At 72.6% G+C, this 26326-nt stretch carries 22 protein-coding genes and 1 tRNA gene; 12 read left to right on the top strand and 11 right to left on the bottom strand.

What is annotated here, in order from left to right; translation table 11 throughout:
- Positions 1 to 115: 115 nt before the first annotated feature.
- The 4 genes from AB2L28_RS04455 (at position 116) to AB2L28_RS04440 (ending at position 3285) form a co-directional block, all read left to right on the top strand.
- Positions 116 to 454 carry an L-rhamnose mutarotase gene (locus tag AB2L28_RS04455; RefSeq protein WP_370717524.1) on the top strand — a complete coding sequence of 113 codons (339 nt, stop codon included), beginning with the start codon at positions 116 to 118 and terminating at the stop codon, positions 452 to 454.
- 73 nt (positions 455 to 527) lie between these two features.
- Entirely contained in the window at positions 528 to 1769 is a 1242-nt protein-coding gene (locus tag AB2L28_RS04450) for an MFS transporter (RefSeq protein ID WP_370717523.1), read from the top strand.
- Positions 1770 to 1800: 31 nt separating this feature from the next.
- A complete protein-coding gene (locus AB2L28_RS04445) occupies positions 1801 to 2805 on the top strand; it encodes a LacI family DNA-binding transcriptional regulator (RefSeq protein WP_370717522.1) in 1005 nt (334 codons plus the stop codon).
- A 39-nt stretch (positions 2806 to 2844) separates the two neighbouring features.
- On the top strand, positions 2845 to 3285 hold the full coding sequence (locus AB2L28_RS04440; protein ID WP_370717521.1) for a Dabb family protein: 441 nt from the start codon (positions 2845 to 2847) through the stop codon (positions 3283 to 3285).
- A 138-nt stretch (positions 3286 to 3423) separates the two neighbouring features.
- Here the strand turns inward: AB2L28_RS04440 and AB2L28_RS04435 are convergent, their stop codons facing one another.
- Positions 3424 to 6834 carry a pyruvate carboxylase gene (locus AB2L28_RS04435; protein WP_370717520.1) on the bottom strand — a complete coding sequence of 1137 codons (3411 nt, stop codon included), beginning with the start codon at positions 6832 to 6834 and terminating at the stop codon, positions 3424 to 3426.
- Positions 6835 to 7483: 649 nt separating this feature from the next.
- Between AB2L28_RS04435 and nrdH the strand changes: the two genes are divergently transcribed.
- The 4 genes from nrdH (at position 7484) to nrdF (ending at position 11345) form a co-directional block, all read left to right on the top strand.
- Positions 7484 to 7723 (top strand): glutaredoxin-like protein NrdH, encoded by a 240-nt coding sequence (gene nrdH / locus AB2L28_RS04430; protein ID WP_370717519.1) that lies wholly within the window; start codon positions 7484 to 7486, stop codon positions 7721 to 7723.
- Between the two features lie 63 nt (positions 7724 to 7786).
- Entirely contained in the window at positions 7787 to 8185 is a 399-nt protein-coding gene (nrdI, locus tag AB2L28_RS04425) for a class Ib ribonucleoside-diphosphate reductase assembly flavoprotein NrdI (RefSeq protein ID WP_370717518.1), read from the top strand.
- Between the two features lie 74 nt (positions 8186 to 8259).
- A complete protein-coding gene (gene nrdE / locus AB2L28_RS04420) occupies positions 8260 to 10341 on the top strand; it encodes a class 1b ribonucleoside-diphosphate reductase subunit alpha (RefSeq protein WP_370717850.1) in 2082 nt (693 codons plus the stop codon).
- Positions 10342 to 10373: 32 nt separating this feature from the next.
- On the top strand, positions 10374 to 11345 hold the full coding sequence (nrdF, locus tag AB2L28_RS04415; protein ID WP_370717517.1) for a class 1b ribonucleoside-diphosphate reductase subunit beta: 972 nt from the start codon (positions 10374 to 10376) through the stop codon (positions 11343 to 11345).
- A gap of 12 nt (positions 11346 to 11357) precedes the next feature.
- On the opposite strand, the gene AB2L28_RS04410 is transcribed toward nrdF, so the two are convergent.
- Positions 11358 to 12461, bottom strand: coding sequence for an NAD(P)/FAD-dependent oxidoreductase (locus AB2L28_RS04410; protein WP_370717516.1), 1104 nt, complete (start codon positions 12459 to 12461; stop codon positions 11358 to 11360).
- Positions 12462 to 12617: 156 nt separating this feature from the next.
- Here AB2L28_RS04410 and AB2L28_RS04405 point away from each other — a divergent pair, with 156 nt between their 5' ends.
- Complete coding sequence (locus AB2L28_RS04405) at positions 12618 to 13340, top strand: GAF and ANTAR domain-containing protein (protein ID WP_370717515.1); 723 nt, start codon at positions 12618 to 12620, stop codon at positions 13338 to 13340.
- A 4-nt stretch (positions 13341 to 13344) separates the two neighbouring features.
- On the opposite strand, the gene AB2L28_RS04400 is transcribed toward AB2L28_RS04405, so the two are convergent.
- From AB2L28_RS04400 to AB2L28_RS04365, 8 genes are read right to left on the bottom strand one after another with little or no spacing between them, the layout of a single operon-like run.
- The gene (locus tag AB2L28_RS04400) at positions 13345 to 13983 is read right to left on the bottom strand and encodes a trimeric intracellular cation channel family protein (protein ID WP_370717514.1); all 639 of its coding nucleotides are present in this window, start codon (positions 13981 to 13983) and stop codon (positions 13345 to 13347) included.
- Positions 13980 to 14849, bottom strand: coding sequence for a LacI family DNA-binding transcriptional regulator (locus AB2L28_RS04395; RefSeq protein WP_370717513.1), 870 nt, complete (start codon positions 14847 to 14849; stop codon positions 13980 to 13982). The genes AB2L28_RS04400 and AB2L28_RS04395 overlap by 4 nt, the downstream gene beginning before the upstream one ends.
- Positions 14846 to 17278 (bottom strand): glycoside hydrolase family 2 protein, encoded by a 2433-nt coding sequence (locus tag AB2L28_RS04390; RefSeq protein WP_370717512.1) that lies wholly within the window; start codon positions 17276 to 17278, stop codon positions 14846 to 14848. Before AB2L28_RS04390 ends, AB2L28_RS04395 begins: the two co-directional genes overlap by 4 nt.
- Before the next feature lie 25 nt (positions 17279 to 17303).
- Entirely contained in the window at positions 17304 to 18203 is a 900-nt protein-coding gene (locus AB2L28_RS04385; RefSeq protein WP_370717511.1) for an ABC transporter ATP-binding protein, read from the bottom strand.
- Positions 18200 to 19078, bottom strand: coding sequence for an ABC transporter ATP-binding protein (locus AB2L28_RS04380; protein ID WP_370717510.1), 879 nt, complete (start codon positions 19076 to 19078; stop codon positions 18200 to 18202). The genes AB2L28_RS04385 and AB2L28_RS04380 overlap by 4 nt, the downstream gene beginning before the upstream one ends.
- Positions 19075 to 20052, bottom strand: a complete 978-nt coding sequence (locus AB2L28_RS04375; protein ID WP_370717509.1) for an ABC transporter permease — start codon at positions 20050 to 20052, stop codon at positions 19075 to 19077. Before AB2L28_RS04375 ends, AB2L28_RS04380 begins: the two co-directional genes overlap by 4 nt.
- Before the next feature lie 11 nt (positions 20053 to 20063).
- Entirely contained in the window at positions 20064 to 21050 is a 987-nt protein-coding gene (locus AB2L28_RS04370; protein ID WP_370717508.1) for an ABC transporter permease, read from the bottom strand.
- Positions 21047 to 22732, bottom strand: a complete 1686-nt coding sequence (locus AB2L28_RS04365; RefSeq protein ID WP_370717507.1) for an ABC transporter substrate-binding protein — start codon at positions 22730 to 22732, stop codon at positions 21047 to 21049. The genes AB2L28_RS04370 and AB2L28_RS04365 overlap by 4 nt, the downstream gene beginning before the upstream one ends.
- Positions 22733 to 22945: 213 nt before the next feature.
- Here AB2L28_RS04365 and AB2L28_RS04360 point away from each other — a divergent pair, with 213 nt between their 5' ends.
- Complete coding sequence (locus AB2L28_RS04360) at positions 22946 to 24181, top strand: ROK family transcriptional regulator (RefSeq protein ID WP_370717506.1); 1236 nt, start codon at positions 22946 to 22948, stop codon at positions 24179 to 24181.
- Here the strand turns inward: AB2L28_RS04360 and AB2L28_RS04355 are convergent.
- On the bottom strand, positions 24171 to 24917 hold the full coding sequence (locus AB2L28_RS04355) for a class I SAM-dependent methyltransferase (protein WP_370717505.1): 747 nt from the start codon (positions 24915 to 24917) through the stop codon (positions 24171 to 24173). The two genes, AB2L28_RS04360 and AB2L28_RS04355, sit on opposite strands and share 11 nt — an antisense overlap.
- Positions 24918 to 25059: 142 nt before the next feature.
- Here AB2L28_RS04355 and AB2L28_RS04350 point away from each other — a divergent pair.
- Positions 25060 to 25132: transfer RNA gene (locus tag AB2L28_RS04350), tRNA-Lys, on the top strand.
- 213 nt (positions 25133 to 25345) lie between these two features.
- Positions 25346 to 26104, top strand: a complete 759-nt coding sequence (locus tag AB2L28_RS04345) for an Ltp family lipoprotein (RefSeq protein ID WP_370717504.1) — start codon at positions 25346 to 25348, stop codon at positions 26102 to 26104.
- Positions 26105 to 26326 lie beyond the last annotated feature (222 nt).

Raw genomic sequence — 26326 nt, 5'->3', positions numbered from 1 at the left:
GGTGTCGCGGAGAGCTTGACGGCGCGGGTGCAGGCCCCGCAGACTCCGAGGCCTGCGCTCTGAATCGTGTCAGAGCGGGTCGACGAGGACCGGGGGCGTCGTGGTGGGTCGGGCGGTGGATCGGGCCTGCTTCCTGCTGCACCTGCGCCCGGAGCTCGTCGAGGAGTACCTGCGGGTCCACGAGGACGTGTGGCCGGAGGTGCTGGACGCCCTGCGGCGCGCGGGCTGGCGCAACTACTCGCTCTTCCTGCGGGCGCAGGACGGGCTCGTCGTGGGGTACTGCGAGACCGACGACTTCGCGGCGGCGACCGCGGCCATGGACGCCGAGGAGGTCTCCCCGCGGTGGGAGGCGACCATGTCGCGCTACTTCCTACCGCCCCCCGCGGGGACACCCGCGGCGGAGGGCGGGGACCGGCCCCGCGACCGGCTCGTGGAGTACTTCCACCTGGACTGACGCGCGGGACCGACGCGCGGGACCGACGCGCGGGACCGGCGCGCTGTACCGACGAGGACGAGAGGGGCGGGCGATGGCGCTCGGGGCCAAGCGGACGACGGGCTGGAAGGCGACGATCGCGGTCGCGATGTCGAACTACATCGAGGCGGGCTCCATCATCGCGATCGCGGTGAGCCTGACGAACTGGCAGGACCGGTTCGGCGTCTCCGACACCGCCGTCGGCCTCCTCGCGGCGCTGTCCGCGAACGCCTTCGGGGCGGCGGTCGGGGCGGCGCTCGGCGGTCCGCTCTGCGACCGCCTGGGCCGGAAGTTCATCTACACCTACGACCTCGTGCTCTACATGGTCGGCGTGCTGCTCGCGACCTTCGCCGTCAGCTACTCGATGCTGCTCGTGGCGTTCGTGTTGACGGGCGTCGCCGTCGGGGCCGGTGTCCCGGCGTCCTGGACGTACATCGCCGAGGAGGCGCCCGCGGACCAGCGGGCGCGGCGCGTGGGCACGGCGCAGCTGGCGTGGTCGCTCGGCCCCGTCGTGGGTTTCGCGCTCGCGGTGGCCCTGGGCGGTCTGGGCCTGCTGGGGAACCGGTTGATCTTCGCGCACCTGTTCGTCGTCGCCGCCGTCACCTGGTGGGTGCGGCAGGGGTTGCCGGAGTCGGCCATCTGGAAGGACGAACGCGCCGCGACCGCGGCGGGGAGTCGTCCGGGCGGCCTGCGGGGGTTGCTCTCCCGGCGCGCCAACCTCACGGCCCTGCTGTTCCTCTTCGGCGTGTACGCGTTCTGGAACACCGTCGCGGGCCAGGCCGGGATCTTCATGCCCCGCGTCTACGAGGCGGCCGGGGTGCAGAGCGCCACCGAGCAGAACCTGCTGCAGGTCCTGGTGTGGGCGTGCACGTGCCTCGCGACGGTGCTGGGCTTCATGCGCTACGGCGACCGCGTCAACCGGCGTCTGCTGTACGCCGTGGGCGCCGTCACGGGCATCGCCGCCTGGGGGCTGCTCGTCTTCGCCGACGGGACGCTGCCCACGCTGCTGGGCTACGCCCTCCTGTGGGGTCTGAGCGCCGGCATCGGGGCCCAGGCGTTCTACAGCGTGTGGACGTCGGAGCTGTTCGCGACGCCGTACCGCGCGAGCGCGCAGGGCGTCCCGTTCGTCGGCACGCTCATGATCGCGCTGCTCGTCGTCGCGGCCGTCGTCGGAACGGTGTTCGCGCCGCGCACCCAGGGCAGGTCCCTGCAGCAGATCGAGCGGGAACGGTACGGCGAGGTCGTCGACCTGCCGGCCGACACCGCGGGCACGGCGGTCGACCCGGCCCGGCGCTGACCCCGGCCCCGCCGTCTGGGACATTCAGGGCATGGCCACGGTCAAGGAGGTCGCGCAGCGCGCGGGGGTGTCCCTGGGGACGGTGAGCAACGTGCTCAACCGGCCCGAGGTGGTCTCCGAGGCGCTGCGGACCCGGGTCCAGGACGCCATCGCCGAGCTGGGCTTCGTCCGCAACGAGTCCGCCCGGCAGTTGCGGGCCGGCGTCAGCCGGACCATCGCGATGGTCGTCCTCGACGTCGCCAACCCCTTCTTCACCGACGTCATCGCCGGTGCGGAGGAACTCGCCGAACGCCACGACGCGCTCGTCGTCATGTGCAACAGCGCCAACTCGGCCGACCGGGAGGCCCGGCACCTGCGGCGCCTGGACCAGCAGCGCGTCCTCGGCGTCCTGCTGACCCCCGTCCACGACGCACCGAGCTCCGCGCTCTCGGAGGTCCGCGACCACGGGACGCCCGTCGTCCTCGTCGACCGGGGCGCCGCGACCGCCACCGGGCAGGCCTCGGTCGCCGTCGACGACGTCCTCGGCGGCCGGCTCGCGGGGGAGCACCTCGTGGGCGCCGGGCACCGGGACATCGCGTACGTCGGCGTCGCCGCCCCGCTGCGGCAGGTCCAGGAGCGGCTGCGCGGTGTCCGGGAGGCCGTCGGCGGCGCGGGCACCGTCCACGTCGTCGACGCGACGGGCATGTCGGTGCGCGCCGGCTCCCAGGCCGCGGCGCAGATCCTCGCCGGAGGCGAGCAGGACCGCCCCACCGCCGTCTTCTGCGCCAACGACCTGCTCGCGCTGGGGGTCCTCAACGAGTGCGTCCGCCGCGGGGTGCGGGTGCCGGACGAACTCGCCGTCGTCGGGTACGACGACATCGGGTTCGCCGCGACCGCGACCGTGCCCCTGACGTCGGTGCGCCAACCCCGGGAACTGCTGGGGCGCAGCGCCGTGGAACTGCTGCTGGCCCAGGTCGAAGGCCGCGCCGCGCAGCAGATCGTCTTCGAGCCCGAACTCGTCGTCCGGCGCTCGACGGGGCGACGGGCCCGCGCGTGAACGGCGCCTGACCGGCGCCCGGTGCGCGACGGTGGCAGCATGCGCCGCGTGCCCCACGACGCGAACCCCCTGACCGCCCTGCTCGCCGAGGTCGGCGTGGAGGAGTTCACCGCCCGCGACTTCCGCCCCGGCGTGCTCCGCCACGTCGTGCTGTTCCGCTACCGCGACGACGTGACCCCGGTGCAGAAGGAAGAGGTGCTGCGGCGCTTCCGGGCGCTCGCGGCGAGCCCGCGGCCGGACGGCCGGCCCTACGTCGTCTCGATCGAGGCCGGGACCCAGACGAGCGGTGAGGGCGCCGGGGGAGGGTTCGAGCACGGGATCGTCGTGACCTTCGCCTCCGAGGGCGACCGGAACTTCTACGTCGGGACCCCGGTCGTGGACGACCCGGCCTTCGGGGACCCGGCGCACGCCGAGTTCAAGGAGTTCGTCGGGCCGCTGCTGGCCGACGGCGGGGTGCTCGTGTTCGACGTCGCCGGTTGAGGACGTCAGCCGCCCGGTAGCCACGGGGCCGTGGACGGGGAACCGCTCGGCGGAGGCGTCTCGACGAGCAGGGCCGGGAGGTCCTCGCCCCGTCGAGGGGACCGTGCCGCGGTGGCCGTGGCCGCCGCGGCCGAGGTGTCAGGACACCAGCAGCACCAGGTCCCCGCCGTCGACGTTCTGCACGGCGTCGAGCGCCAGCCGCGTGACGGTCCCCGCCCGGGGGGCGGTGATGGCGGCCTCCATCTTCATGGCCTCGATCGTGGCGACCACCTGCCCGGCCTCGACAGTGTCGCCGGCGCTGACCTGGAGGGTCACGGTGCCGGCGTACGGGGCGGCGACGTGCGTCGGGTTCGACGGGTCGGCCTTCTCGGCCGTCTTGACGTCGACCGTCACCGACCGGTCGCGCACCTGGATCGGGCGCAGCTGCCCGTTCAGGGTCGCCAGCACCGTGCGCATCCCGTGCTCGTCGACGTCGGAGACGGCCTCCAGCCCGGCGATGAGGTCGACGCCGGGTTCGAGGTGGATGACGTGCTCGACGCCGTGGCGCAGGCCGTGCAGGGCGTCGAGGGTGTCCAGCACGGAGGTGTCGCCGTAGGTGGCCCGGTGCCGCTCGTACTCCTCCGTCGGCCCGGGGAACAGCAGGCGGTTCAGCGTCCGCTGCCGTTCCCGGCCCGGGGTCGCGAGGAGGGCGGCGTCCTCGTCGGCCAGCGTCGCGGTCGCGGGCTTGACGGTCCGGCCGGCGAGGGCCTTGGAGCGGAACGGTTCGGGCCAGCCACCCGGAGGGGTCCCCAGGTCGCCGGCGAGGAACCCGATGACCGAGTCGGGGACGTCGTGGGCGGCGGGGTCGTCGGCGAACTTCGCGAACGCCTCGGGCGTGTCCACGCCCTGCGCGACCAGTTGCAGCGCCAGGTCGCCGACGACCTTCGACGTCGGGGTCACCTTGACGAGCCGGCCGAGGATGCGGTCGGCGGCGGCGTAGGTCGCCTCGACCTGCTCGAACCGTTCGCCGAGGCCGAGCGCGATGGCCTGCTGGCGCAGGTTCGACAGCTGGCCACCGGGGATCTCGTGGTCGTACACGCGCCCCGTCGGGCCGGGCAGCCCGGACTCGAACGGCGCGTAGACGCGGCGGACGGCCTCGAAGTAGGGCTCGAGGTCCGTGGCCGCCCGCAGGTCCAGCGGGGTCTCGCGCTCGGTGTGGGCGGTCGCGGCGATCAGCGCCGACATCGAGGGCTGGCTCGTGGTCCCCGACAGCGCCGCGTTCGCGACGTCGACCGCGTCGACGCCCGCCGCGACGGCGGCCAGCAGCGTCGCGAGCTGCCCGCCGGCGCTGTCGTGCGTGTGCAGGTGGACGGGGAGGTCGAACTCGGCGCGCAGCGCCCGCACCAGGCGGGCCGCCGCGGCCGGTCGCAGCAGGCCCGCCATGTCCTTCACCGCCAGGACGTGCGCCCCGGCGCGGACGAAGCGCTCGGCCAGGCGCAGGTAGTAGTCGAGCGTGTAGAGGTCCTCGCCCGGGTCGGACAGGTCGCCCGTGTAGCACAGGGCGACCTCGGCCACGGCCGGGGTCTGGCGGACGGCCCTGACGGCCGGTTCCACCTGGGCGACGTCGTTGAGGGCGTCGAAGACGCGGAACACGTCGACCCCGGTGGCGGCGGCCTCGGCGACGAAGGCGTCGGTGACCTCGGTGGGGTAGGGGGTGTAGCCCACGGTGTTCCGCCCGCGCAGCAGCATCTGCAGCGCGATGTTCGGGACGGCCTGGCGCAGCGCGGCCAGCCGGTGCCAGGGGTCCTCGCCGAGGAACCGCAGGGCGACGTCGTAGGTGGCTCCTCCCCAGCACTCCAGGGACAGCAGCCCCGGCAGCGTCCGGGCCACGGTCGGCGCCACGGCCAGCAGGTCCCGGGAGCGGACGCGGGTGGCCAGCAGCGACTGGTGGGCGTCGCGGAACGTCGTGTCGGTGACGTGGACGTGCTGCTCGGCCCGCAGCCACGCGGCGAAACCCTCGGCGCCGAGGCGGTCCAGGCGCTGCTTGGAACCCTCCGGCGGCGCGGCGGCGGCGGTGCGGGGCAGCTTGTCCACGGGGGACAGCCCGCGCCCGGCCGGCGCGGGGCCGTGGGGCTGGTTGACGGTCACGTCGGCGAGGTAGGTCAGCAGCCGGGTGCCGCGGTCGTTGGGGGTGCGGGCCAGGGCGAGGTCGGGCCGGTCGGCGATGAAGCCGGTGTCGACGCGCCCGGCGAGGAAGTCGGGGTCCTCCAGCACGGCCTGCAGGAAGGAGATGTTGGTGGTCACCCCGCGGATGCGGAACTCCGCCAGGGCCCGGCGGGCGCGCGCGGCGGCGGTCGCGAAGTCGCGGCCGCGGCAGGACAGCTTGACGAGCATCGAGTCGAAGTGGGCGCTGACCTCGCCACCGGCGACGGCGTTGCCCTCGTCGAGCCGCACCCCGGCGCCGCCGGCGGACCGGTAGGCCGAGATGCGGCCGGTGTCGGGGCGGAACCCGTTGGCGGGGTCCTCGGTCGTGATGCGGCACTGCAGCGCCGCGCCGCGCACCTGCAGCGCGTCCTGCGACAGCCCCAGGTCGGCGAGGGTCTCCCCGGCGGCGATCCGCAGCTGCGACTGGACGAGGTCGACGTCGGTGATCTCCTCGGTGACGGTGTGCTCGACCTGGATGCGCGGGTTCATCTCGATGAACGCGTGCTCACCGGCCCGCTCGCCCGCGGTGGCGACGAGGAACTCGACCGTGCCGGCGTTGACGTACCCGATGCGCCGCGCGAAGGCCACGGCGTCGGCGTGCAACCGCTGTCGGACCGCCTCGTCCAGGTTCGGGGCGGGGGCCAGTTCGATGACCTTCTGGTGACGGCGTTGCAGGGAGCAGTCCCGTTCGAAGAGGTGCACCACCTCACCGGTCGCGTCGGCCAGGACCTGCACCTCGACGTGCCGGGGCCGCAGGACCGCCCGTTCGAGGAACACGGTCGGGTCGCCGAAGGCGCCGTCGGCCTCGCGCATGGCGGCGGCGAGGGCGTCCGGGAGGGCCGCGGGCGTCTCCACGAGGCGCATGCCCCGGCCCCCACCGCCGGCGACGGCCTTGACGAAGACGGGGAACCCGACGGCCCCGGCGGCGGCGAGCAGCTCGTCGGGGTCCGCCGAGGGGGCCGAGGAGGGGTTCGTCGCGATCCCCGCGGCTCGCGCCGCCGCCACGGCCGTGACCTTGTTGCCGGCCATCTCCAGCACGCCCGGCGGGGGCCCGACGAAGGTGATGCCGTGCTCGGCGCAGGCGCGGGCCAGGTCGGGGTTCTCGGACAGGAAGCCGTACCCGGGGTACACGGCGTCGGCGCCCGAGGCGCGGGCCACGCGGACGATCTCGTCGACGTCGAGGTAGGCGCGCACGGGGTGCCCGCGCTCGCCGACGAGGTAGGACTCGTCGGCCTTGAGCCGGTGGACCGAGGCGCGGTCCTCGTGGGCGAAGACGGCGACGGTGCGCGCCCCGAGCTCGTACGCCGCCCGGAACGCCCGGACCGCGATCTCGCCGCGGTTGGCCACCAGGACCTTGCTGAACATGCCGAGGTTCTCCCGTCGTCGCCGTCGTCGCCGTGGGCCCACTCTGGTGGAGCCCGCGAGCCCACGACAAGAGCTGCGGGGGCGAAGAACGGTCGATCTTCACGGAGACGCGTCGGTGGGACCCGCGTTCTGCCCCCGCGAGCGCGTCCGGACCGGGAAGGTGGCGCTGAGTGCAGCGCAGCTCTCGATCGGTGGAGGCTTCCGGTCCACCCCCCGGGGTGTCCGCCGGGGTCGGGTGCGGGTGGTGCCGACCGGACATGTGGTGGGGGGATGACCGGAGGACCCCCAGGTGTTGTGGAGGGGTGTGTGGACGGGGTGGGGACCGAGCTGGGGACGACTGTGGAGGACACGCCGTCCGACGCGACACGCCGACCACTCTCCGTATTTACCTACTGACTCCGGGTATCACCCACAGGGGCGATCGGGGGGTGTCCTCGCAGGTCAGGGGCTTGCGCCGCCCAGCGGTCGCGCCCGGTGGCTCCACCTGCTGAACTACACCGGTGCAACACACCATCTTGTGGCGGTTTTCCACACCGCCCCCTAGGGGTAGTGTTCAGAGCACCAGCAGGACGGACGTCAGGCGGGGAAGCGGTCGCTCCCTCGACGCGGCACCGGCACCACAGGCAGACCCGAGGGAAGGGACGACCCCATGAGCATCACCGTCTACAGCACGCCGTCCTGCGTGCAGTGCAAGGCCACCTACCGCGCGCTCGACCGCAAGGGTCTGGCCTACGAGGTCGTCGACGTGACCGCGGACGCCGACGCGCTCGCGCTGGTCCGGTCGCTCGGCTACGTGCAGGCCCCCGTCGTCGTCGCCGGCGAGGACCACTGGTCGGGCTTCCGCCCCGACCGCGTCGACGCGCTGGCCGCGGCCGCCGTCTCCGTCTGACCGTTCCACCCGCACCGCCCCTCCACGCCTGACCGTCCAGCAGGAGCACACCAGGGAGCCCCCGTGAGTCCCGGCGTCGTCTACTTCTCGAGCGTCTCCGGCAACACCCACCGCTTCGTGGACAAGCTCCAGCTCGACCGCCCGGCCCTGCGGATCCCGCTCCACGCGCGGGACGAGCCCCTGACCGTGACCGAGCCGTACGTCCTCATCGTCCCGACGTACGGCGGCGGCAACGGCGCCGGGGCGGTCCCCAAGCAGGTCATCCGCTTCCTCAACGACCCCGCGAACCGTGCCCTCGTCCGCGGCGTCGTCGGCGCCGGCAACACCAACTTCGGCGAGCACTACGCGCTGGCCGGCGACATCGTCGCCGCCAAGTGCCGGGTGCCCCACCTGTACCGCTTCGAACTCTTCGGGACGCCTGACGACGTGCGTCGCGTCCGCGACGGATTGGACACGCTGTGACCCTCACCTCCGACGCCCCCGGCCTGGCGACCGTGCCGGCCCAGGGCTCGCCGAGCTACCACACGCTCAACGCGATGCTCAACCTCTGGGACGAGGAGGGGAAGATCCAGTTCGGGGCCGACGTCGAGGCCGCCCGGCAGTACTTCCTGCAGCACGTCATCCCGCGCACCCGGCGCTTCGAGAGCTTCGAGGCGCGGCTGCAGCACATGGTCGAGGAGGGGTACTACGAGCAGCACGTGCTCGACCAGTACTCGCCCGACTTCGTGCGGACGCTGACCGACCGCGCCCACACGGCGAAGTTCCGCTTCGCGACCTTCCTCGGCGCCTTCAAGTTCTACACGAGCTACGCGCTGAAGAGCTTCGACGGCAAGGAGTACCTGGAGAACTTCGAGGACCGTGCCGTCATGACGGCCCTCACCCTCGCCGTGGGCGACGAGTCGCTCGCGACGGCCATCGTCGACGAGGTCATCGCGGGCCGGTTCCAGCCGGCGACCCCGACGTTCCTCAACGCGGGCAAGGGCTCGCGCGGTGAGCTGGTCTCGTGCTTCCTGCTGCGCATCGAGGACGACATGGAGTCCATCGGTCGCGGCATCAACTCCGCGCTGCAGCTGTCCAAGCGCGGTGGCGGCGTCGCCCTGCTGCTGAGCAACATCCGCGAGTACGGCGCGCCGATCAAGAAGATCCAGAACCAGTCCTCCGGCGTCATCCCCGTGATGAAGCTGCTGGAGGACTCGTTCTCCTACGCCAACCAGCTCGGCGCCCGCCAGGGGGCCGGGGCGGTGTACCTGTCGGCGCACCACCCGGACATCCTGCGCTTCCTGGACACCAAGCGGGAGAACGCGGACGAGAAGATCCGCATCAAGACGCTGAGCCTGGGCGTCGTCGTCCCGGACATCACCTTCGAGCTCGCCAAGAACAACGAGCCGATGCACCTGTTCTCCCCGTACGACGTGGAGCGCGTGTACGGCAAGCCGTTCGGCGACGTCGCGGTGTCGGAGCACTACCGCGAGATGGTGGCCGACCCCCGCATCCGCACGACGCAGATCTCGGCCCGGGAGTTCTTCCAGACCATCGCCGAGCTGCAGTTCGAGTCGGGGTACCCCTACATCGTGTTCGAGGACACGGTGAACCGGGCGAACCCGATCGCCGGGCGCATCAACATGTCCAACCTCTGCTCGGAGATCCTGCAGGTCAACACGCCGAGCCACCTCGCCGAGGACCTGACGTACGCCGAGGTCGGCAAGGACATCTCCTGCAACCTCGGCTCGCTCAACATCGCCCTCGCCATGGACGGCGGCGACCTCGGGCAGAGCGTCGAGACCGCGATCCGCGCGCTCACGGCGGTCTCGGTGGCCAGCGACATCCAGTCCGTCCCCTCGGTGGCGCACGGGAACTCCCGCTCGCACGCCATCGGCCTGGGGCAGATGAACCTGCACGGCTACCTGGCCCGTGAGCGGGTGCACTACGGCAGCCCCGAGAGCATCGACTTCACCAACGTCTACTTCGCCGCCGTCCTGTTCCACGCCCTGCGGGCGAGCAACGAGATCGCGATCGAGCGCGGCGAGACGTTCGAGGGCTTCGAGAACTCCAGGTACGCCGACGGGACGTTCTTCGAGACCTACCTCACCGAGGACTTCCTCCCGGTGACGCCGCGCGTCGCCGAGCTCTTCGCCCAGGCCGGCATCACGCCGCCCACGCGGGAGGACTGGGCCGGGCTCAAGGCCTCCGTCGTCGAGCACGGGATCTTCAACCAGAACCTGCAGGCGGTCCCGCCGACGGGGTCGATCAGCTACATCAACAACTCGACCTCCTCGATCCACCCGATCGCCTCGAAGATCGAGATCCGCAAGGAGGGCAAGCTCGGCCGCGTCTACTACCCGGCGCCGTTCATGACGAACGACAACCTGGAGTACTACGAGGACGCGTACGAGATCGGCCCCGAGAAGATCATCGACGTCTACGCCGCGGCGACGCGTCACGTCGACCAGGGCATGTCGCTGACCCTGTTCTTCAAGGACACCGCCACCACGCGCGACATCAACCGCGCGCAGATCTACGCGTGGCGCAAGGGCATCAAGACGATCTACTACATCCGCATCCGGCAGATGGCCCTCGAGGGCACCGAGGTCGAGGGGTGCGTCAGCTGCATGCTCTGAGCAGCGGCGGACGGGTTGGAGAAGAGGGGACCGTGGAGAAGTTGAAGCTCATCGACCGCGTCAACGCGATCAACTGGAACCGGCTGCAGGACGAGAAGGACCTGGAGATCTGGAACCGGCTCACCAGCAACTTCTGGTTGCCGGAGAAGGTGCCCCTGTCCAACGACGTGCAGTCGTGGCAGAACCTCAGCCCCGAGGAACGCACGCTAACCATGCGCGTCTTCACCGGCCTGACCCTGCTGGACACCATCCAGGGCACCGTGGGGGCGGTCTCGCTCATCCCGGACGCGCTGACCCCGCACGAGGAGGCCGTCTACACGAACATCGCGTTCATGGAGTCGGTGCACGCCCGCAGCTACTCCTCGATCTTCTCCACGCTGGCCACCACCCGTGAGATCGACGAGGCGTTCGGCTGGTCCGAGCAGAACGAGGCCCTGCAGCGCAAGGCGTCGATCGTCCTGGAGTACTACCACGGGGACGACCCGCTGAAGCGGAAGGTCGCCTCCACGCTGCTGGAGTCCTTCCTCTTCTACTCCGGGTTCTTCCTGCCCATGCACTTCTCCTCGCGGGCGCAGCTGACGAACACCGCCGACCTCATCCGGTTGATCATCCGCGACGAGGCCGTCCACGGGTACTACATCGGCTACAAGTTCCAGCGCGGTCTCGAACTCGTCGACCAGGCCAGGCGCGACGAGATCAAGGACTACGCGTTCGAGCTCCTGTACGAGCTGTACGACAACGAGTGCAAGTACACGTCGGACCTGTACGACGGGGTCGGGCTCACGGAGGACGTCAAGACGTTCCTGCACTACAACGCCAACAAGGCGCTCATGAACCTCGGCTACGAGGGAATGTTCCCGTCCGACATGACGAAGGTCGACCCGTCGATCCTGTCGGCGCTGTCGCCCAACGCCGACGAGAACCACGACTTCTTCTCGGGGTCGGGCTCCAGCTACGTCATCGGCAAGGCCGTCGCCACCGAGGACGAGGACTGGGACTTCTGACGGGCCGGGGCGTCAGCACCCGAACCGGGCGGGGCCGAACGGCTCGGCCAGCGGGTGCGGACGCCCCGTCGTCACCTCGTGGGTGAGCAGTTCCCCCACGAGCAGCCCCAGCGTGGCGCCGGAGTGCGTGAACGCCACGTGGCAGCCGGCGACGGCGGACAGGGCACCGAGGACGGGTTCGCCGTCGGCGGGGACGGGTTTGCGGCCCGCCCGCACGGTCGCCGCCCGCAGCGCCGTCCCGCCCAGCACCGCGCCCGCCTCGGCGAGCAGCTCGGCCACCACCTCCGCCGGCAGGTCCCCGGAGCCGTCGTCGTGCTCGCGCACGTCACCGACGTACCAGTCGTGGTCGACGGCGAAACCCCCGGACGGCGTGCGCCGCAACGCCGCGCGCGGGGTGTTGAGCACGACGCGGACGGGGGAGTCGACCGGTTCGGTCTCGACCAGACCGCTGAGCGGGGACGCGTCCGGCAGGTCGACGCCGATCTCGCGCAGCACCGCCGGGGTCTGGGCCCCGCACGCCACCACGACGGCGTCCGCGCGGACCGTCTGCCCGTCGGCCGTGCGCACCCCGCGCGCCCGGCCGTCCTGCACCACCACGGACCCGTCGCCCGCACCCGTGCGCAGGAGACCGCCGGTGGCGGTGAACTCCCCGGCGAGGTGGGTGATGAGGTGCGGCAGCGAGACCCACCCCTCCCCGGGGTTCCACAGCGCGTCCCGCGGTGCGGCGACACCGGGGAACCGTGCCGCGACGTCGTCCGGCGTCACGAGGTGGGCGTCGTAGCCGACGTCGACCTGCGCCGCGTGCCGTCCCCGGGCCTCGTCGCCGCTCGGGGCCCACCACACGCCGCCGTCGAAGCGCAGCCACCCCCGGCCGGGGTCCTGGGCGAACAGCGTCCGGTACCGGTCGACGGCGACCGTGCGCAGCCGGTGGTAGGGCGCGGAGAACGACGCCGCGGAGTTCAGCCAGGACAGCGAGCGGCCGGAGGCCCCGTCGGCGAGCTCACCCCGGGTGAGCAGTGCCGTGCGGACCCCGGCCCGCTGCAGGTGGACGGCGGTGGAGACGCCGAGGACCCCGCCACCGAGGACGACGACGGACTGGACGGCAGGAGTCCTCACGCCGGCCCACGCTAGCGCCCCGGGCACCGCCGCCCCGCGCTGCGTCCGGAGCCGGGCATCGGCCATGATGGGTCGGCACGTGCAGCCCAGGGCGTGTCATCGGAGTGGACCGGGGACGACCGGCCGGCGCGGAGCCGGCCTCAGGAGGGCTCGGGCGTGGACGTGCGCGCCGACGCGGTGGCCGCCGCTGTCAACGACATCGCTGCTGTGCTCGCCGAGCACGGTGAACCGCTCGACCTCGCGCACCGCCTCGTGCGGCACTGCGCCGAGCTGCTGTCGGCCTCGGCGGTGGGGTTGCTGGTGGAGGACTCCCGGCGCGAGCTGCAGCTCTTGGCCGCCACGCCCAGCCAGACGCGCGAGGTCGAGCTGCTCCAGCTCCAGCTCGAGCAGGGGCCGTGCCTGGACGCCTACCGCACCGGCACCGTGCTGTCCGTCGCGTCGGCCGCCGACCTCGCCGCCCGCTGGCCCGAGTTCGGCCGGCGCGCCGCCGCGCTGGGCATCCGCGCCGTGCACACCGTTCCCGTGCACAGCGGGGGGCGGACGATCGGTGCGCTGAACCTCTTCCGCGACCACGAGGGCGCGTATTCGCGCGTCGAGTCCGACGTCGCCCGGGCCATGGCGTCGTTCGGCGCGGTGGGGATCACCCAGCTCGAGCACGTCGCCGAGGGCGCGCGGGTCCAGGCGCAGTTGCAGGAGGCCCTGGACAGCCGCATCGTCCTGGAACAGGCCAAGGGGGCTCTGGCGCAACGGTTCCGGGTGCACCCCGACGCCGCGTTCCAGCGGTTGCGGGCGCGGGCGCGCACCGAGCGGCGCAGGCTGAGGGACGTGGCCCAGGAGGTCGTGGACGAACTCGTGCGCCCCGCGCCGGTGGAGGGCTGACCGGTCAGTCGAGGTCCTCGGGGGAGGTGAGGCTCGCGCGAGGCGCCTTCCAGCCCCGGAGCGCACCGCCGGTCCGCACGGCCGCGCACAGCACACCGCCCGCGAACGCCGCCAGCCCGCCGGACACCCCCAGCAGGGGTGCGACGACCGCGACGACCGCGCCGAGCAGGGCCGGCACCGCGTACAGGCCACCGGTCAGGATGCTCGGCACCTTGCGCACCAGCACGTCGCGCAGCGTCCCACCGCCCACGGCCGTCAGACCGCCGAGCAGGATGGCCTGACCCGCGTCGGCGCCCGCGTCGACCGCGAGCTGGGCCCCCGTCACGGCGAACAACGACAACCCGACGGTGTCGAACACGAAGATCGGCCGGGACACGCGGGCCAGCAGGCGGTGCCCCCAGAACGCGACGAGCGCGCCTCCCGTCGCCGTCGCCAGGTAGTACCAGACGCGGAACGTCGCCGGCGGCAGTTCCCCGAGCAGGACGTCGCGCACGATGCCCCCGCCGACGGCGGTGACGATGCCGAGCGCGACGACCCCGAACAGGTCGAGGTGGGTGGACCGCATCGCCGTCAGCGCCCCGTCGAGGGCGAAGGCGAAGACGCCCACGAGTTCGAGCAGGAGCAGGAAGCCTTGAGCGGTCACCCGCTCGATCCTGCCGCCACGAGCCGGGGTGCCGCCGTCGTGCCGCGCACGACCACCTGCGAGAGGGGGCTGGGGGGTTGCCGGGCGTGGCCGCCGGCGAGGACCGCGAGGACGGACCGGCCGATCCGGTGACCGCGGTGGTGCACGTCGACCGTCATCGCCGACACCGGCGGCACGGACACCTCGCACAACGGGGAGTCGTCGGCCGACAGCAGGCTCACGTCCCCCGGGACGGTGCGCCCGTTCGCGGTGAGGTGCTCCAGCGCCGCGACGGCCATGACGTCGTTGTCGAAGACGACGGCGGTGGGGCGCCACGGCCGCGACAGCAGGTCCTCGACCGCGCCGACACCGGAACCCGCGGTGTAGTCGCCCTCCACCGTCTCGACCCGCACGCCGAGGTCCGCCGCGGCGCGGGCGATCGCCCGGCGCCGTTCGCCGGTGTGGACGAGGTGCGCCGGTCCGCTGACGTGCCCGAGGTGGCGGTGGCCCAACCGCACCAGGTACCCGACGGCCTCGGTCAGGCGCGCCCCGTCGTCGGCCACGTCCGAGGTGCAGGCGTACGGGCTGTCGACGTGCGCCGCCAGCACGTACGGCATCCCCAGCCCGGTCAGCACGCCGGGCCGCGCGTCGTCCTCGAGGAGGTCGACCACCACGACCAGCTGCACCGTGCCGTCCTCGCTCCACCGGCGGTAGGTCGCCAGCTCGGCGCTCAGGTCGGGGACGACGAGGACGAGGACGCTGCAGCCCAACGGGTGCAGGACCTCCTCCACGCCCGCGACGAGCTCGTCGAAGTACGGTTCCACCCCGATCCGGTGGGCCGGGCCGGGGATGACCAGGCCCACCGTCACGGGTTCGGCCGGTCTCACCCCCGCGTCCCGAACCCGTTGGCGCAGCGCAGTTGCGCCGCCAGCCCCGTCCCGTCGCGGCCCGCGGTCCGGACCTGGAACGTGTGGGACTCCCCGGGCAGCAGCGTGACCAGCCCGTCGTCCACGACCGCGTCGGGCAGGGCGGCGTCGGCGGTGAGCGTGACGTCCCGGGCCAGGGCGTGCGCGGTGACGCGCACCGCGAAACCCCCCTCGACCGTGGTCGTGGCGGTCGTCCACGGCGCCGGGTCCCAGGCGAGGTCCTTGTCGGGCGCTTCGACGTGCAGGGCGCGCAGGCCGTCGGCGTCGACGACGACGGGTTCGTCCCGCGCCCCCCGCAGCGGCAGGGGTTCGAGGTGGACCGAGCGCGCCGGCACGGCGACGTCCACCGACGTCTCCGCGAGCACGGAGCCGGCGACGTCCGTGCGGCGCACCCGCACCCGGGTCCGCCACTCCTGCCCGGTGTCGTTGACGAGGACGAGCTGCGCCGTGCCCTCGCGCGGGGCGACGCAGACCACCCGCGGCGCGAACGCCCGGCGCAGCGCGTGGAACGCGGGTTTGCGCCGCCCCGCCCCGTCGACGACGGCCCAGGAGGTCACGGGCCAGCAGTCGTCGAGCTGCCAGTACACCGACCCCGCGGTCCGCGGCCACCACGAGCGGTGGTGCTCGACGCCGCACGACACCGCGCGGGCCTGGTTGAGCTGCGCGGCCCACACCCAGTCGTCGAAACCGGTGGGGACCCCGGTGTGCGGGGCCATCCCGCGGTCGAGCTTGCCGTTGCCGTCGAGCGCCTTCTGGTGGGCGAGGAAGACCGGCGACGTGCTCGAGCGCTGGTCGGCGGGCAGGAACTCGGCGATCGTCGCGAACGTCGGCGGTGCCTGGAAACCCCACTCGGCGCAGAACCGCGGGACGCGGTCGCGGTAGGCGGTCCAGTCGAGGCGGTTCCAGACGTCCCACTCGTGGTGCGTGCCGTGGTCGGGGTCGTTGGGGTGCAGGCCGTCCGGGCTCGACGGGCTGCCCGGCTGGTAGGGCCGTCCCGGGTCCAGCTCGGCGAGCAGGGACGGGAACAGGTCGCGGTAGTACCCCTCGCCCCACGTGGCGGAGCCGAGCTGCTCCTTCCACCCCCAGTCCTCGTGGCCCTGCAGGTTCTCGTTGCCGCCGCTCCACACGACGATGGCCGGGTGGTGCGCCAGGCGCGAGACGTTCTCGCGCACCTCGGCCTCCAGCTCCCCGCGCAGCGGGTCCTCCTCGGCGTAGGCGGCGCACGCCAGGGGGACGTCGTGCCAGACGAGCAGCCCGCGCTCGTCGCAGAGGCGGTGGAAGTCGTCGCTCTCCCAGATCCCGCCGCCCCAGACCCGCACGAGGTTGCAGTGCGCGTCGACCGCGTCGTCCAGGGCGGTCGCGTAGCGGTCGGCGTCCAGCCGCGTCAGGAGGTGGTCGCGCGGGATCCAGTTCACGCCGCGGGCGAACACCGGGACGTCGTTGACGACGAGCGTCGTCCCCGTCCCGAACTCGTCCGGCGTCTCCTCCAGCCGAACGGTGCGGAACCCCGTCCGCAGCCGCCGCCCGTCCAGGACCGCCCCCGCTGCGCGGAGCTCGACCTCCACGTCCAGCAGGTGCTGCTCGCCGTACCCGCGCGGCCACCACACGGGCGCGTCGGGCACGTCGAGGACGACGCTCGCGCTCGTGGTCCCGGCGTCGAGCTCGACGGACGCCGTCAGGTCCCGGGCGCCGACCCGCACGGTGAGCGGGGCCGGGTCCTCCAGCCCGGACCGCTCGACGGTGACGTCGACGAGGACCCGGCCGGTGGTGCCGGTCAGCTCGGTGCGGGTGCGGACCTGGGCGAGGCGGGCGGTGCGCCAGCGCTGCACCGTCACCGGCCGCCACGTGCCCGCCGTCTGCAGGTCCGGGCCCCAGTCCCAGCCGAAGCTGCACGCCATCTTGCGGACGGCGTTGTAGGGGTGCTCGTAGGCGCGCGGGCGGGCGCCGAGGTCCTTCTCGGTGGCCTCGGCGTGCTCGAGGGCCGAGTCGAAGCGCACGACGAGGTCACCCCCGGGAGCGAGGTCGGTGACGTCGAAGCGGTACGAGCGGTGCATGTTCGCCGTCCGCCCCAGGACCCGGTCGCCGAGGGAGACCGTGGCGACGGTGTCGAGGCCGTCGAACTGCAGGTCCACCCGTTCCCCGGGGGCGGCCCCCAGGTCGAGGCGGGTCCGGTACTCCCACGACGTCCGGTGCAGCCAGCGCAGCCCCGCCTCGTGGTCGGCGACGTACGGGTCGGGCACGAGGCCGGCGGCGAGCAGGTCGGTGTGGACCGAGCCCGGGACGGTGGCGGGCAGCGGGCCGGCGGCGGCGATCTCGGCGGTGATCTCGGGCGGGACCTCGCCCGCCAGCGGGCGCAGGGTCCAGCCGTCGTGCAGTGCGTGCACGTCCATGCGTGCGTCCTCTCGTGTGCGGGGGTCAGCCCGGGACCGGTGCGGGGTGGTCCGCACCGGTCCAGGTTCCCAGGTGGTGGTCGTAGCAGACGCGGTTGTCGATGCCGGTGCGGTCGGTGGCCGCTTCCGTCGCGACGACCTTGCCGAGCCGCTCGGGGTCAGGGGCCGCCTGGGCCAGCAGCTTCGTGTAGTCGTGGTGGGGGTCGAGGATCACCGCGTCCGCCGGTCCGCGCTCGACCACGCGGCCCCGGTACAGGACGAGGACCTCGTCGGAGAAGTGCCGGGCCGTGGCCAGGTCGTGCGTGATGTAGAGGACGGCGAGGTCCTCCTCCCGCTGCAGCCGCGCCAGCAGGTTCAGGACGCCGAGGCGGATGGAGACGTCGAGCATCGACACGGGTTCGTCGGCGACGAGGACCTTCGCGCCCGGGGCCAGGGCGCGGGCGATGGCGACGCGCTGGCGCTGGCCCCCGGACAGCTCGTGCGGTCGCCGGGCGGCCACGGCGTCGGCCGGGGTGAGGTTGACCCGCTCCAGCATCTCCAGCACCCGCGCGTGGGTCTGCGCCGTCCCGCGGGTGCGCTGGTGCAGGAGCAACGGGCGGGCGAGGTGGTGCCCGACGGAGTGGAACGGGTTGAGCGAGGCGAAGGGGTCCTGGAAGACCATCTGCACCTGTCGCCGGTAGACCGACCCGAGGACGGGGGTCCCGTCGTCGAGCCGCACGTCGACGGACCCCGACGTCGGCTTCTCCAGCCGGGTCAGCAGCTTGGCGATGGTCGACTTGCCCGACCCGGACTCCCCGACGAGCGCGACGGTGCGGCGGGGCAGCAGGTCGAAGCTCACGTCGTCCACGGCACGCAACGGGGTGCGCCGCAGCCCGGACCGCAGGGAGTAGTCCTTCGTGAGGTGGCTGACGCTGACGGTGGTCACGCGGTCTCCCCGCTGAGTTCGGCGTCCAGTTCCCCGGACCGGATGAAGGCCCCGCGGTCCCCGGACAGGCTGGGGAAGGAGCCGAGGAGCTTGCGGGTGTAGGGGTGGGTCGCGTGCCGGTAGAGGTTCTCGGCGGTGTCGAGCTCGACGACGACCCCGCCGCGCATGACGGCGATCCGGTCGCTGATCTCCAGCAGCAGCGGCAGGTCGTGGGTGATGAAGACGACCGCGAACTGCATCTCGTCGCGCAGCCTGACGATCTCGCGCAGGATGTCGCGCTGGACGACGACGTCGAGCGCCGTCGTCGGTTCGTCCATGATCATCACCTGTGGTTCGAGCAGCATGGCCATCGCGATCATGACGCGCTGCCGCATGCCGCCGGACAGCTCGTGCGGGTAGGCCCGCAGCCGGTCGGGGGAGACCCCGACGCGGGTGAGCACGTCCGCCGACCGCTCGCGTCGCGCTCGCCGGTCCAGCCGGGGGGCGTGGGCGCGCAGGGTGTCGTCGAGCTGGGCGCCGACGCTGCGCACCGGGTTGAGGGCGTTCATGGCGCCCTGGAACACCATCGACAGCTTCGACCAGCGGAACGCCCGCAGCTCCTCCTCACCGAGCGCGAGCACGTCGACGTCGGTGCCCGTCACCGCGTCGTGCAGGACGACGCTGCCCGAGGCGATCCGGGCGGGGGGCTGGTGCAGCCGGTTGACGGCGTAGGCGAGGGTCGTCTTCCCGCAGCCGGACTCCCCGGCCAGACCGAGGATCTCCCCGCGGTGCAGGTCGAAGCCGGCCGAGGAGACGGCGGTGACGGGGTCCTCCGTCTCGTACACGACGGTGACGTCGCGGACGCTGAGGGCGACCTCGCGGGTGGGAGCGTTCACCGGGCCTCCTTCCGGGCCGTGCGTGCGGCTGCCCGCGCCCGTCGACGGTGCGTGCGCACGGTCTTGAGCTTGGGGTTGACGATCTCGTCGATGGAGAAGTTGATGAGCGACAGCCCCGTGCCGAGCAGGGCGATGAGCAGGCCCGGCGGGGCGAACCACCACCAGGCGCCCAGGGGCAGGGCGAACCCGTTCTGGGCGTAGAACAGCATCGTGCCGAGGGTCGAGGACCCGGAGGCCCCCAGGCCGAGGAACGACAGCCCGGCCTCGCCGAGCACGGCTGCGATGACGGCGAAGACGAACTGCGAGGCCAGCACGGGCAGCAGGTTCGGCAGGATCTCCACGACGATGACGCGCCAGGCGCGTTCCCCGGACAACCGGGAGGCGGCGACGTACTCGCGGTTGCGGACCGAGAGGGTCTGCGCGCGCAGCACCCGCGCCGACGCCGCCCAGCTCGTGAGGGCCAGGACGACGGCGATGGTCCACAACCCCCGGCTCTCGCGCGGGACGAAACCGGAGATGACGATGACCAGCGGGAGGCCGGGGATCACGAGGAAGACGTTGGTCAGCAGGGAGAACAACTCGTCCGCAGCGCCGCCGAGGTAGGCGCCGTAGATGCCGAAGAACGCCGACAGGACGGTGGCGAGCGCCCCGACGAGGAACCCGATCTGCAAGGACCCCCGGGTGGCGTGGGCGAGCTGGGCGAAGACGTCCTGACCCGTCTGCGTCGTGCCCAGCCACAACTGGGCCGTGGGCGGGCTGAGCCCGATGTCGCGGATGGTGTCGGGGTCGCCGACGAGCAGCGGCCCGAGGAGGCCGAACAGGCAGACGCCGGCGACGAGGGCGAGACCGAGGGCCAGCCAGGGGGTCATCGTCGGCAGGAGCATCCGCCAGGCGGGGGCGGGTCTCCTCGCGGGGCTCCCGGGCGGTGGTACGGCGCCGAGACCGGGGTCGGCGAGGTCGGTGGTGTTCGTCACGGGTCCTCCTCTCAGCGGGCGCGGGTGCGCGGGTCGATGACCGTGTAGAGCAGGTCCACGACGAGGTTCGCGCCCAGCACCGCGAGGGTGATGAACAGGAACACCCCCTGCATCAGGGCGTAGTCGTTGTTCGTCACCGCCGCCAGCAGGCGGGAGCCGATGCCGGGGTAGGAGAACACCTGCTCGGTGACGACCGACCCCGAGACCACGAAGGCCAGGGAGATGGCGAACCCGGCGACCGAGGGCAGCACGGCGTTGCGGGCGGCGTAGTCGCGCAGGATCCACCGTCCCGGCAGGCCCTTCGCCCGGGCCGTGAGGACGTAGTCCTCAGAGAGCGTCGAGACCATCATGTTCCGCATCCCGAGGAGCCAGCCGCCCACGGAGGCGACGACGATCGTCAGGGCCGGCAGGAACCCGTAGTAGACCGCCGAGCCGATGAACTGCAGGTTCCAGCCGGGGTCGAGGACGACGTCGTAGCCGCCTTGGCTGGGGAACCAGCCCAGGACGCGGGACAGCACGTAGACGAGGACGAGCGAGAGCCAGAAGTACGGCACGGCCGCCAGCAGGGTCGTCGCGGGGACCACGGAGTCCAGCCAGGTCCCCGGCCGCCACCCCACGAAGGCCCCGAGCAGGACGCCGAGGACCGAGGCGATGACCGTGGCCAGACCGATGAGCACGACCGTCCAGGGCATCGACGCCGAGATGACGTCGGTGACGGGGGCGGGGAAGTAGCTGATCGAGGTGCCCAGGTCTCCCCGGAAGATGTTCCCCAGGTACGTCCAGTACTGCGTGAGCAGCGGGGTGTCCGTGTCGCCCCCGAGGAGCGTCGCGTAGGCGGCGCGGGTCCGCGGGGTCACGACGGCGCCGCGCTGGCTGAGCTTGGCCAGCAGGATGTCGACGGGGTCGCCGGGCAGGAGCCGCGGGATGACGAAGTTCAGCGTCAGCGCCGCCCAGCAGGCGACCGCGTAGAAGCCGAGCTTGCGCAGCAGGTAGTTCACGACGCGTCGTTGGGGGTCAGCGCCTTGAGGATCTCCGCCGCGTCCAGGGCTGACCAGACCGCCGGGTAGGCGTACTGCCGGCCGTCGACCGGCCAGCCGGAGAACTTCTCCGTGTTCCACACGCTGGTGTTCGACCCCGTCATGAGCGGGATGTACGGCATCTGATCGACGACGGCCCGCTGGATGACGTCGAACTGCGCCTGACGGGCGGCGGTGTCCTGCGGGTCCAGGGTCGAGAGGGCGTCCAGCGCGGCGTCGACCGCCGGGTCGGCGAAGCGGGCGTAGTTGTTGCCCAGCGCCTTCTGCCCCACCGGGGCCGTCAGCCGGCTGTCGTAGAAGTAGCTGTAGAGGTAGTACGGGTCGGGGGCCGGGCCCTGCCACAGGGAGTCGATGGCGAGCTGGAAGTCGCCCTTGAAGCGCTTGTCGGTCCACTCGTTCCAGGACGACTGGGCGGCGTTGACCTCGATGCCCGCGGCCTTGGCCTGTGCGGCGATCGTCTGGATCGCGGTGATGTAGTCCGTCCAGCCGGTGACGACCTCGACGGTGAGGGAGAGCTTCTGCCCGTCCTTGGCGTAGATGCCGTCGGGACCCTTGGTCCAGCCGTCGGCGGTGAGGATCTCGTCGGCCTTCGAGGGGTCGGCCGTCGCGGGGGCCACCTTCGGCTCGACGGAGGAGGAGATCTCGGCCTCCTGCGTGCTGGTGAGCGCCATCGTCGGGGAGATCTCCTGCGCCGTGTCCTGGAACGACAGCTTGTTCAGCTGCGTCCGGTCGATCGCGTAGAAGAGGGCCTGGCGGACGGCCGGGTCGGTCTGCGGACCCGTGCACCCGAGGGCGGCCTCGGCGCAGGCCCCGAGGACCATCTGGTTCTGCGCCACCGATCCCGTGTCGTAGCTCGGGAAGTTCTGGTGCGTGTTCGCCATGTCGGGGATGGGGCCGGTCTGCCAGTCGACGGTGCCGGCGGCGATGGCGTCGGCACCGGCCTGGTTGCCGGACAGCGCGAGGTACCGCACGGTCTTGACCTGCGGTTCACCACCCCAGTAGGTCGCGTTGGCCTCGACGGTGTAAGCCTGGCCCTTGAAGTCGGAGAGGGTGTAGGCGCCGGTCCCGACGGGTTCTTCGACGACGTCGGTCTCGGGGTCGACGTCCTTCCACAGGTGCTCGGGAACGATGACCGTGGTGAGGACGTCCGGGCCCTTGGTGAACGCGGGTTCGGGCCAGGTGAACGTGACGTGGGTGTCGTCGGTCGCGGCGACGGCGGCGTCGAAACCGGTGCCGTTGATGCCCTCGTGGTCCAGCAGCATCTGGTAGGTGAAGACGACGTCGTCGGCGGTGAAGGGTTCCCCGTCGGACCACGTCACGCCCTCGCGCAGGGTCACGGACAGGACGGTGCCGTCCCCGTTCCAGCTGTACTCGGTGCCCAGGAGGGGTTTGGGCTCCTCGGTCGCCGTCTTGTTGATGAAGAACAGCGGTTCGTAGATGAGCCCCTTGGAGCCGATGTCCGAGGGGGAGAAGGGGTTGAAGTTGATCTGGTAGTCGCCGGCCTGTCCGGTGTAGGCGACGAGCGTGGTCGCGTCGTCACCTCCGCCGCTGTCGCCGGCCGAGCACGCGCCGGTGGTCACGAGCAGGCCGGCGGCGGCCCCTGCGGTCAGGAGGCGGATGAGTCGGGGCGTGGGACGGGGCATCGGCGTGTCCTCGGTCTGCGGGCCGCGCTCGCGGCGGTGCGAGAGCCGGACCGCCCCGCAGCGACCCCCATCGGTGCCCGGGCTGGTGTGCGGTCCGTCTAGGAGGAGCAACTTAAACAAGTTGACTAAGTAAGGTCAAGACCCGCCCTGCGGCCGGTCGGCGGCACTACAGTTCCCGCGGAGGGGCGCAACGTCCCGGTCGAGGAGCGGTTCATGACGTCCGTGGAGGACCAGGCGACCCCCGTGCGGGCATCGCCTCGCCGTCCTGCCCGCGGGGGAGCCCGCGAACGCCTGCTCGACGCCCTGCGGGCCGCCGGCCCCGTGAGCCGCGTCGAGCTCGCCGCCCGCACCGGCCTGACCGAGGCGTCGGTGTCGACGACGGTGAAGCGCCTGCTCGCCGAAGGCGTCGTCGTCGAGGCAGGTCAGAGCCGGACGGCCGGGAAGCCGCGCACGCTGCTGCAGCTCGACCCCGGCGGACGCACCGCCGTCGGCATCGACCTCGCGACGACGACCGTGACGTACGTCCTCACGAGTCAGACCGGCGGGATCCTCGCGCGCCTCACCCGGCGCGTGGCGCCCACGACCGACACGACCGAGCTGGCGACCCGGCTCGCCGGCGACGTCGACCGGCTCCTGGAGGGCAGCGGGACCGACCGCGGCACCTGCCTCGGCATCGGGCTCGTGTGGGGCGGACCGGACGGCGGCCTGCTGCGGCGCACCGGCCGGGAGGCCGAGGCGTCACCGCTCACGGTCGACGGCGACGGGCTGCGACGTGCCCTGGGCCGGGTCACCGGGTGGCCGGTCCTCGTCGAGAACGACGCGACCGCCGCCGCCGTGGGGGAGTACTGGGTCGCGCGGCTCGACGCGTCGAGGTCGTTCGCCGCCCTGTACCTCGGGGCCGGGCTCGGGGCGGGCATCGTCCTCGACGGCACCGCGCTGCGGGGGGCCCGAGGTCTGGCCGCCGAGTTCGGCCACGTGTGCGTCGAGCTCGACGGCCCGCCGTGCCGGTGCGGCGGGCGAGGCTGCCTGGAGGTCGTCGCGGGCCCGTCCGCCGTGGTCCGGCGCGCGGTGCACGACCCGCAGGCGCGGGCGGAGAGCGGCCTGGACCCGGACTCCCGGCGGGCCGTGTCCACCGATTTCGCCGCCGTCGCGCGAGCCGCCCGCACCGGCGGGAGCGCCTGTCGCGGACTGCTCGACGAGTCCGCCCGGTACGTCGCCGCGGCCGCCGAGACGCTCGTCAACCTCCTCGACCTCGACCTGCTCGTGCTCACCGGCCCCGGGTTCGCCGCCGCGCCCGCGCTCTACTCCACCGCCATCACCGACCGCTTCGGGGCCGCCTCGTCGCGGGTCTGGCGGCGCCCCGTCACGGTGACGGTGTCGTCCGCGGCGGCCACCGCCCCCGCCGTGGGCGCGGCCGCGCTGCTGCTGCAGGAACGGCTCACCCGCTGAGACGGGCCAGGAGGCTGTAGGAGTTCGGCAACCGGCCGCCCCACGCCGCGGCCTCGACGTCCCCGGGCCGCCAGAACGGCTCCGGGTGCTCGCGCAGCACCTCCACGCGCAGCCCCGCCCCGGCGACCGCCGTGACGACCTCGCCCAGCGCGTGCTGCCGCTCGACCGCCCCGTGCGCGGGGAAGGTGTCGTTGACGTGGGAGGCGGCGAAGCAGCTGCGGTCGTCCCGGACGCGCGTGCCGTGCGCGTCCAGGCCGTAGAGCGGGACCATCGGGTGCGCCTCGTGGACGAAGAGGTGCCCGCCCGGGCGCAGCACCCGCGCGCTCTCCCCGGCCCACGCCTCCAGGTCCGCGACCCACACCACCGCGCCCTTGCCGGTGTAGACGACGTCGACCGAGGCGTCGGGGACGGGGAAGGGCGGGACGTCGGCGCGGACGTACCGGACCGGCGCCCACAGCGCGTCGGCCCGCTCCTGCGCCGACGTCACCGCCCGCTCGTCGTAGTCGAGGCCCGTGACGCGCACGGCGCCGGCGTGCAGGAGGGCGTGGTCGTCGACCCCGTTGCCGCTCATGGGGTGCAGTACCTCGGGCCCGCGGGCCAGGACGGGACCGACGACGTCCAGCTCGTGCGGGAAGAGCGTCGCGGTGCGGGCCTCGGCGAGGAACGCGGCGTGCTCGCGGACGTACTTCTCACCCGCCCGCCCCCAGGCCTCGCGGGTGCGCTCGTGGTCGTCCACACCCCGATCCTGTCGTGACAGCGGAGCTCGGGCCAGCTCTTTCCGGTGTCCGGCGAGGACACCCACCACTCGCTCCACGCAGGGCACCGGCCGGGCGGGGACGGCGGCGGGTCTGCGATGATGACCTCGGACCTCCGGGTCCGGGCCTCTAGCTCAATCGGCAGAGCAGCGGACTTTTAATCCGCGGGTTCAGGGTTCGATCCCCTGGGGGCCCACCTGCTCCCGCAGTGGTTCTGGCTGGGTTCCGCGGACCGCTGGGCATCCCGTGCCACGTTCGTCCCACGAAGCGTTGTCGCCTGTGGTGCTCGACCTTCCGTCGACTGGCGTGACCCTCGAAAGGGGGGTACGGCACTTGTGACGTTCTGTCACCGGGAACCGTTGCAGCTGCGACTCTCAGTAGTAACCCAGACACACTTCAGGAGACCGACATGTCCGCGCAGTACCCGGCCCCGCAGCAGCAGCCGACCAACCAGCCCGCGAGCATCGCCACCGCCAGCGTCGTCCTCGGCGCTGTCGGCTTCCTCGTCGGCATCTGCTCGGTGATCGGCCTGGTCCTGGGTCTGGTCGCCCGGGGGAAGGCCAAGCGCGGCGAGATCAGCCCCGCCCGCGTCAAGACCGGCATCGTCGTCTCGTCCATCTCCCTCGCCCTCGGCGTCATCGGCTGGATCGTCCTCGTCGGCGCCATCAGCTCGGGGATGAACACCGCCACCTCCACGACGTCCATCGCCGCACCCGCCGGCACCAGCGAGGAGACCGTCGCTGAGGAGCCTGTAGTGGCTGAGCCCTCCGTCGAGCAGCCAGCAGAGGAACCGGTCGCCGAGCAGGCGGTTCCCGTCGCGCCTGCCCCGACCACCAGTGAGGCTCCTGCCCTCGACCGGGCCCCTGCGGCCTCGAGCCAGACCGTGGCCCAGAAGAACGCCGTCCGGAAGGCCGAGAGCTACCTGGAGTTCGCCCCCTTCTCGCGCTCGGGACTCATCGAGCAGATGGAGTTCGAGGGTTTCTCCGACGACGACACGACCTACGCCGTCGACCACCTGGACGTCGACTGGGACGAGCAGGCAGCGAAGAAGGCCGCCAGCTACCTCGACATGACGTCCTTCTCGCGCCAGAGCCTGATCGAGCAGCTGGTCTTCGACGGTTTCACGGCTGCCGAGGCTGAGCACGGCGTCTCGACGACAGGTCTCTGACCCTCAGAGCAGGGTCCACACCCGCTGCGGCGGAATGCCTCCGAGTGCAGCTATGGCCAGTGTGCGGACGGCAGCAGACCCGTGACGGTCCAAGGCCCCAGCAGGTCCGAGCGTTGTGTGCGCAGGCTGGAACCGGTGCTGCCACTGGCGTGGTGGTCCGCAGAACCCGCGCGTCCCACCGCCGCCGGGCCGAGTGCGCGTCCGCGCACCCGGCCCGTCGGT

It is taken from the genome of Kineococcus mangrovi, assembly GCF_041320705.1.
GTDB classification, from domain to species: Bacteria; Actinomycetota; Actinomycetes; order Actinomycetales; family Kineococcaceae; genus Kineococcus; species Kineococcus mangrovi.
The sequence above is the reverse complement of the archived record's forward strand: the minus strand, read 5'-3'. Positions and strand labels throughout refer to the sequence as shown.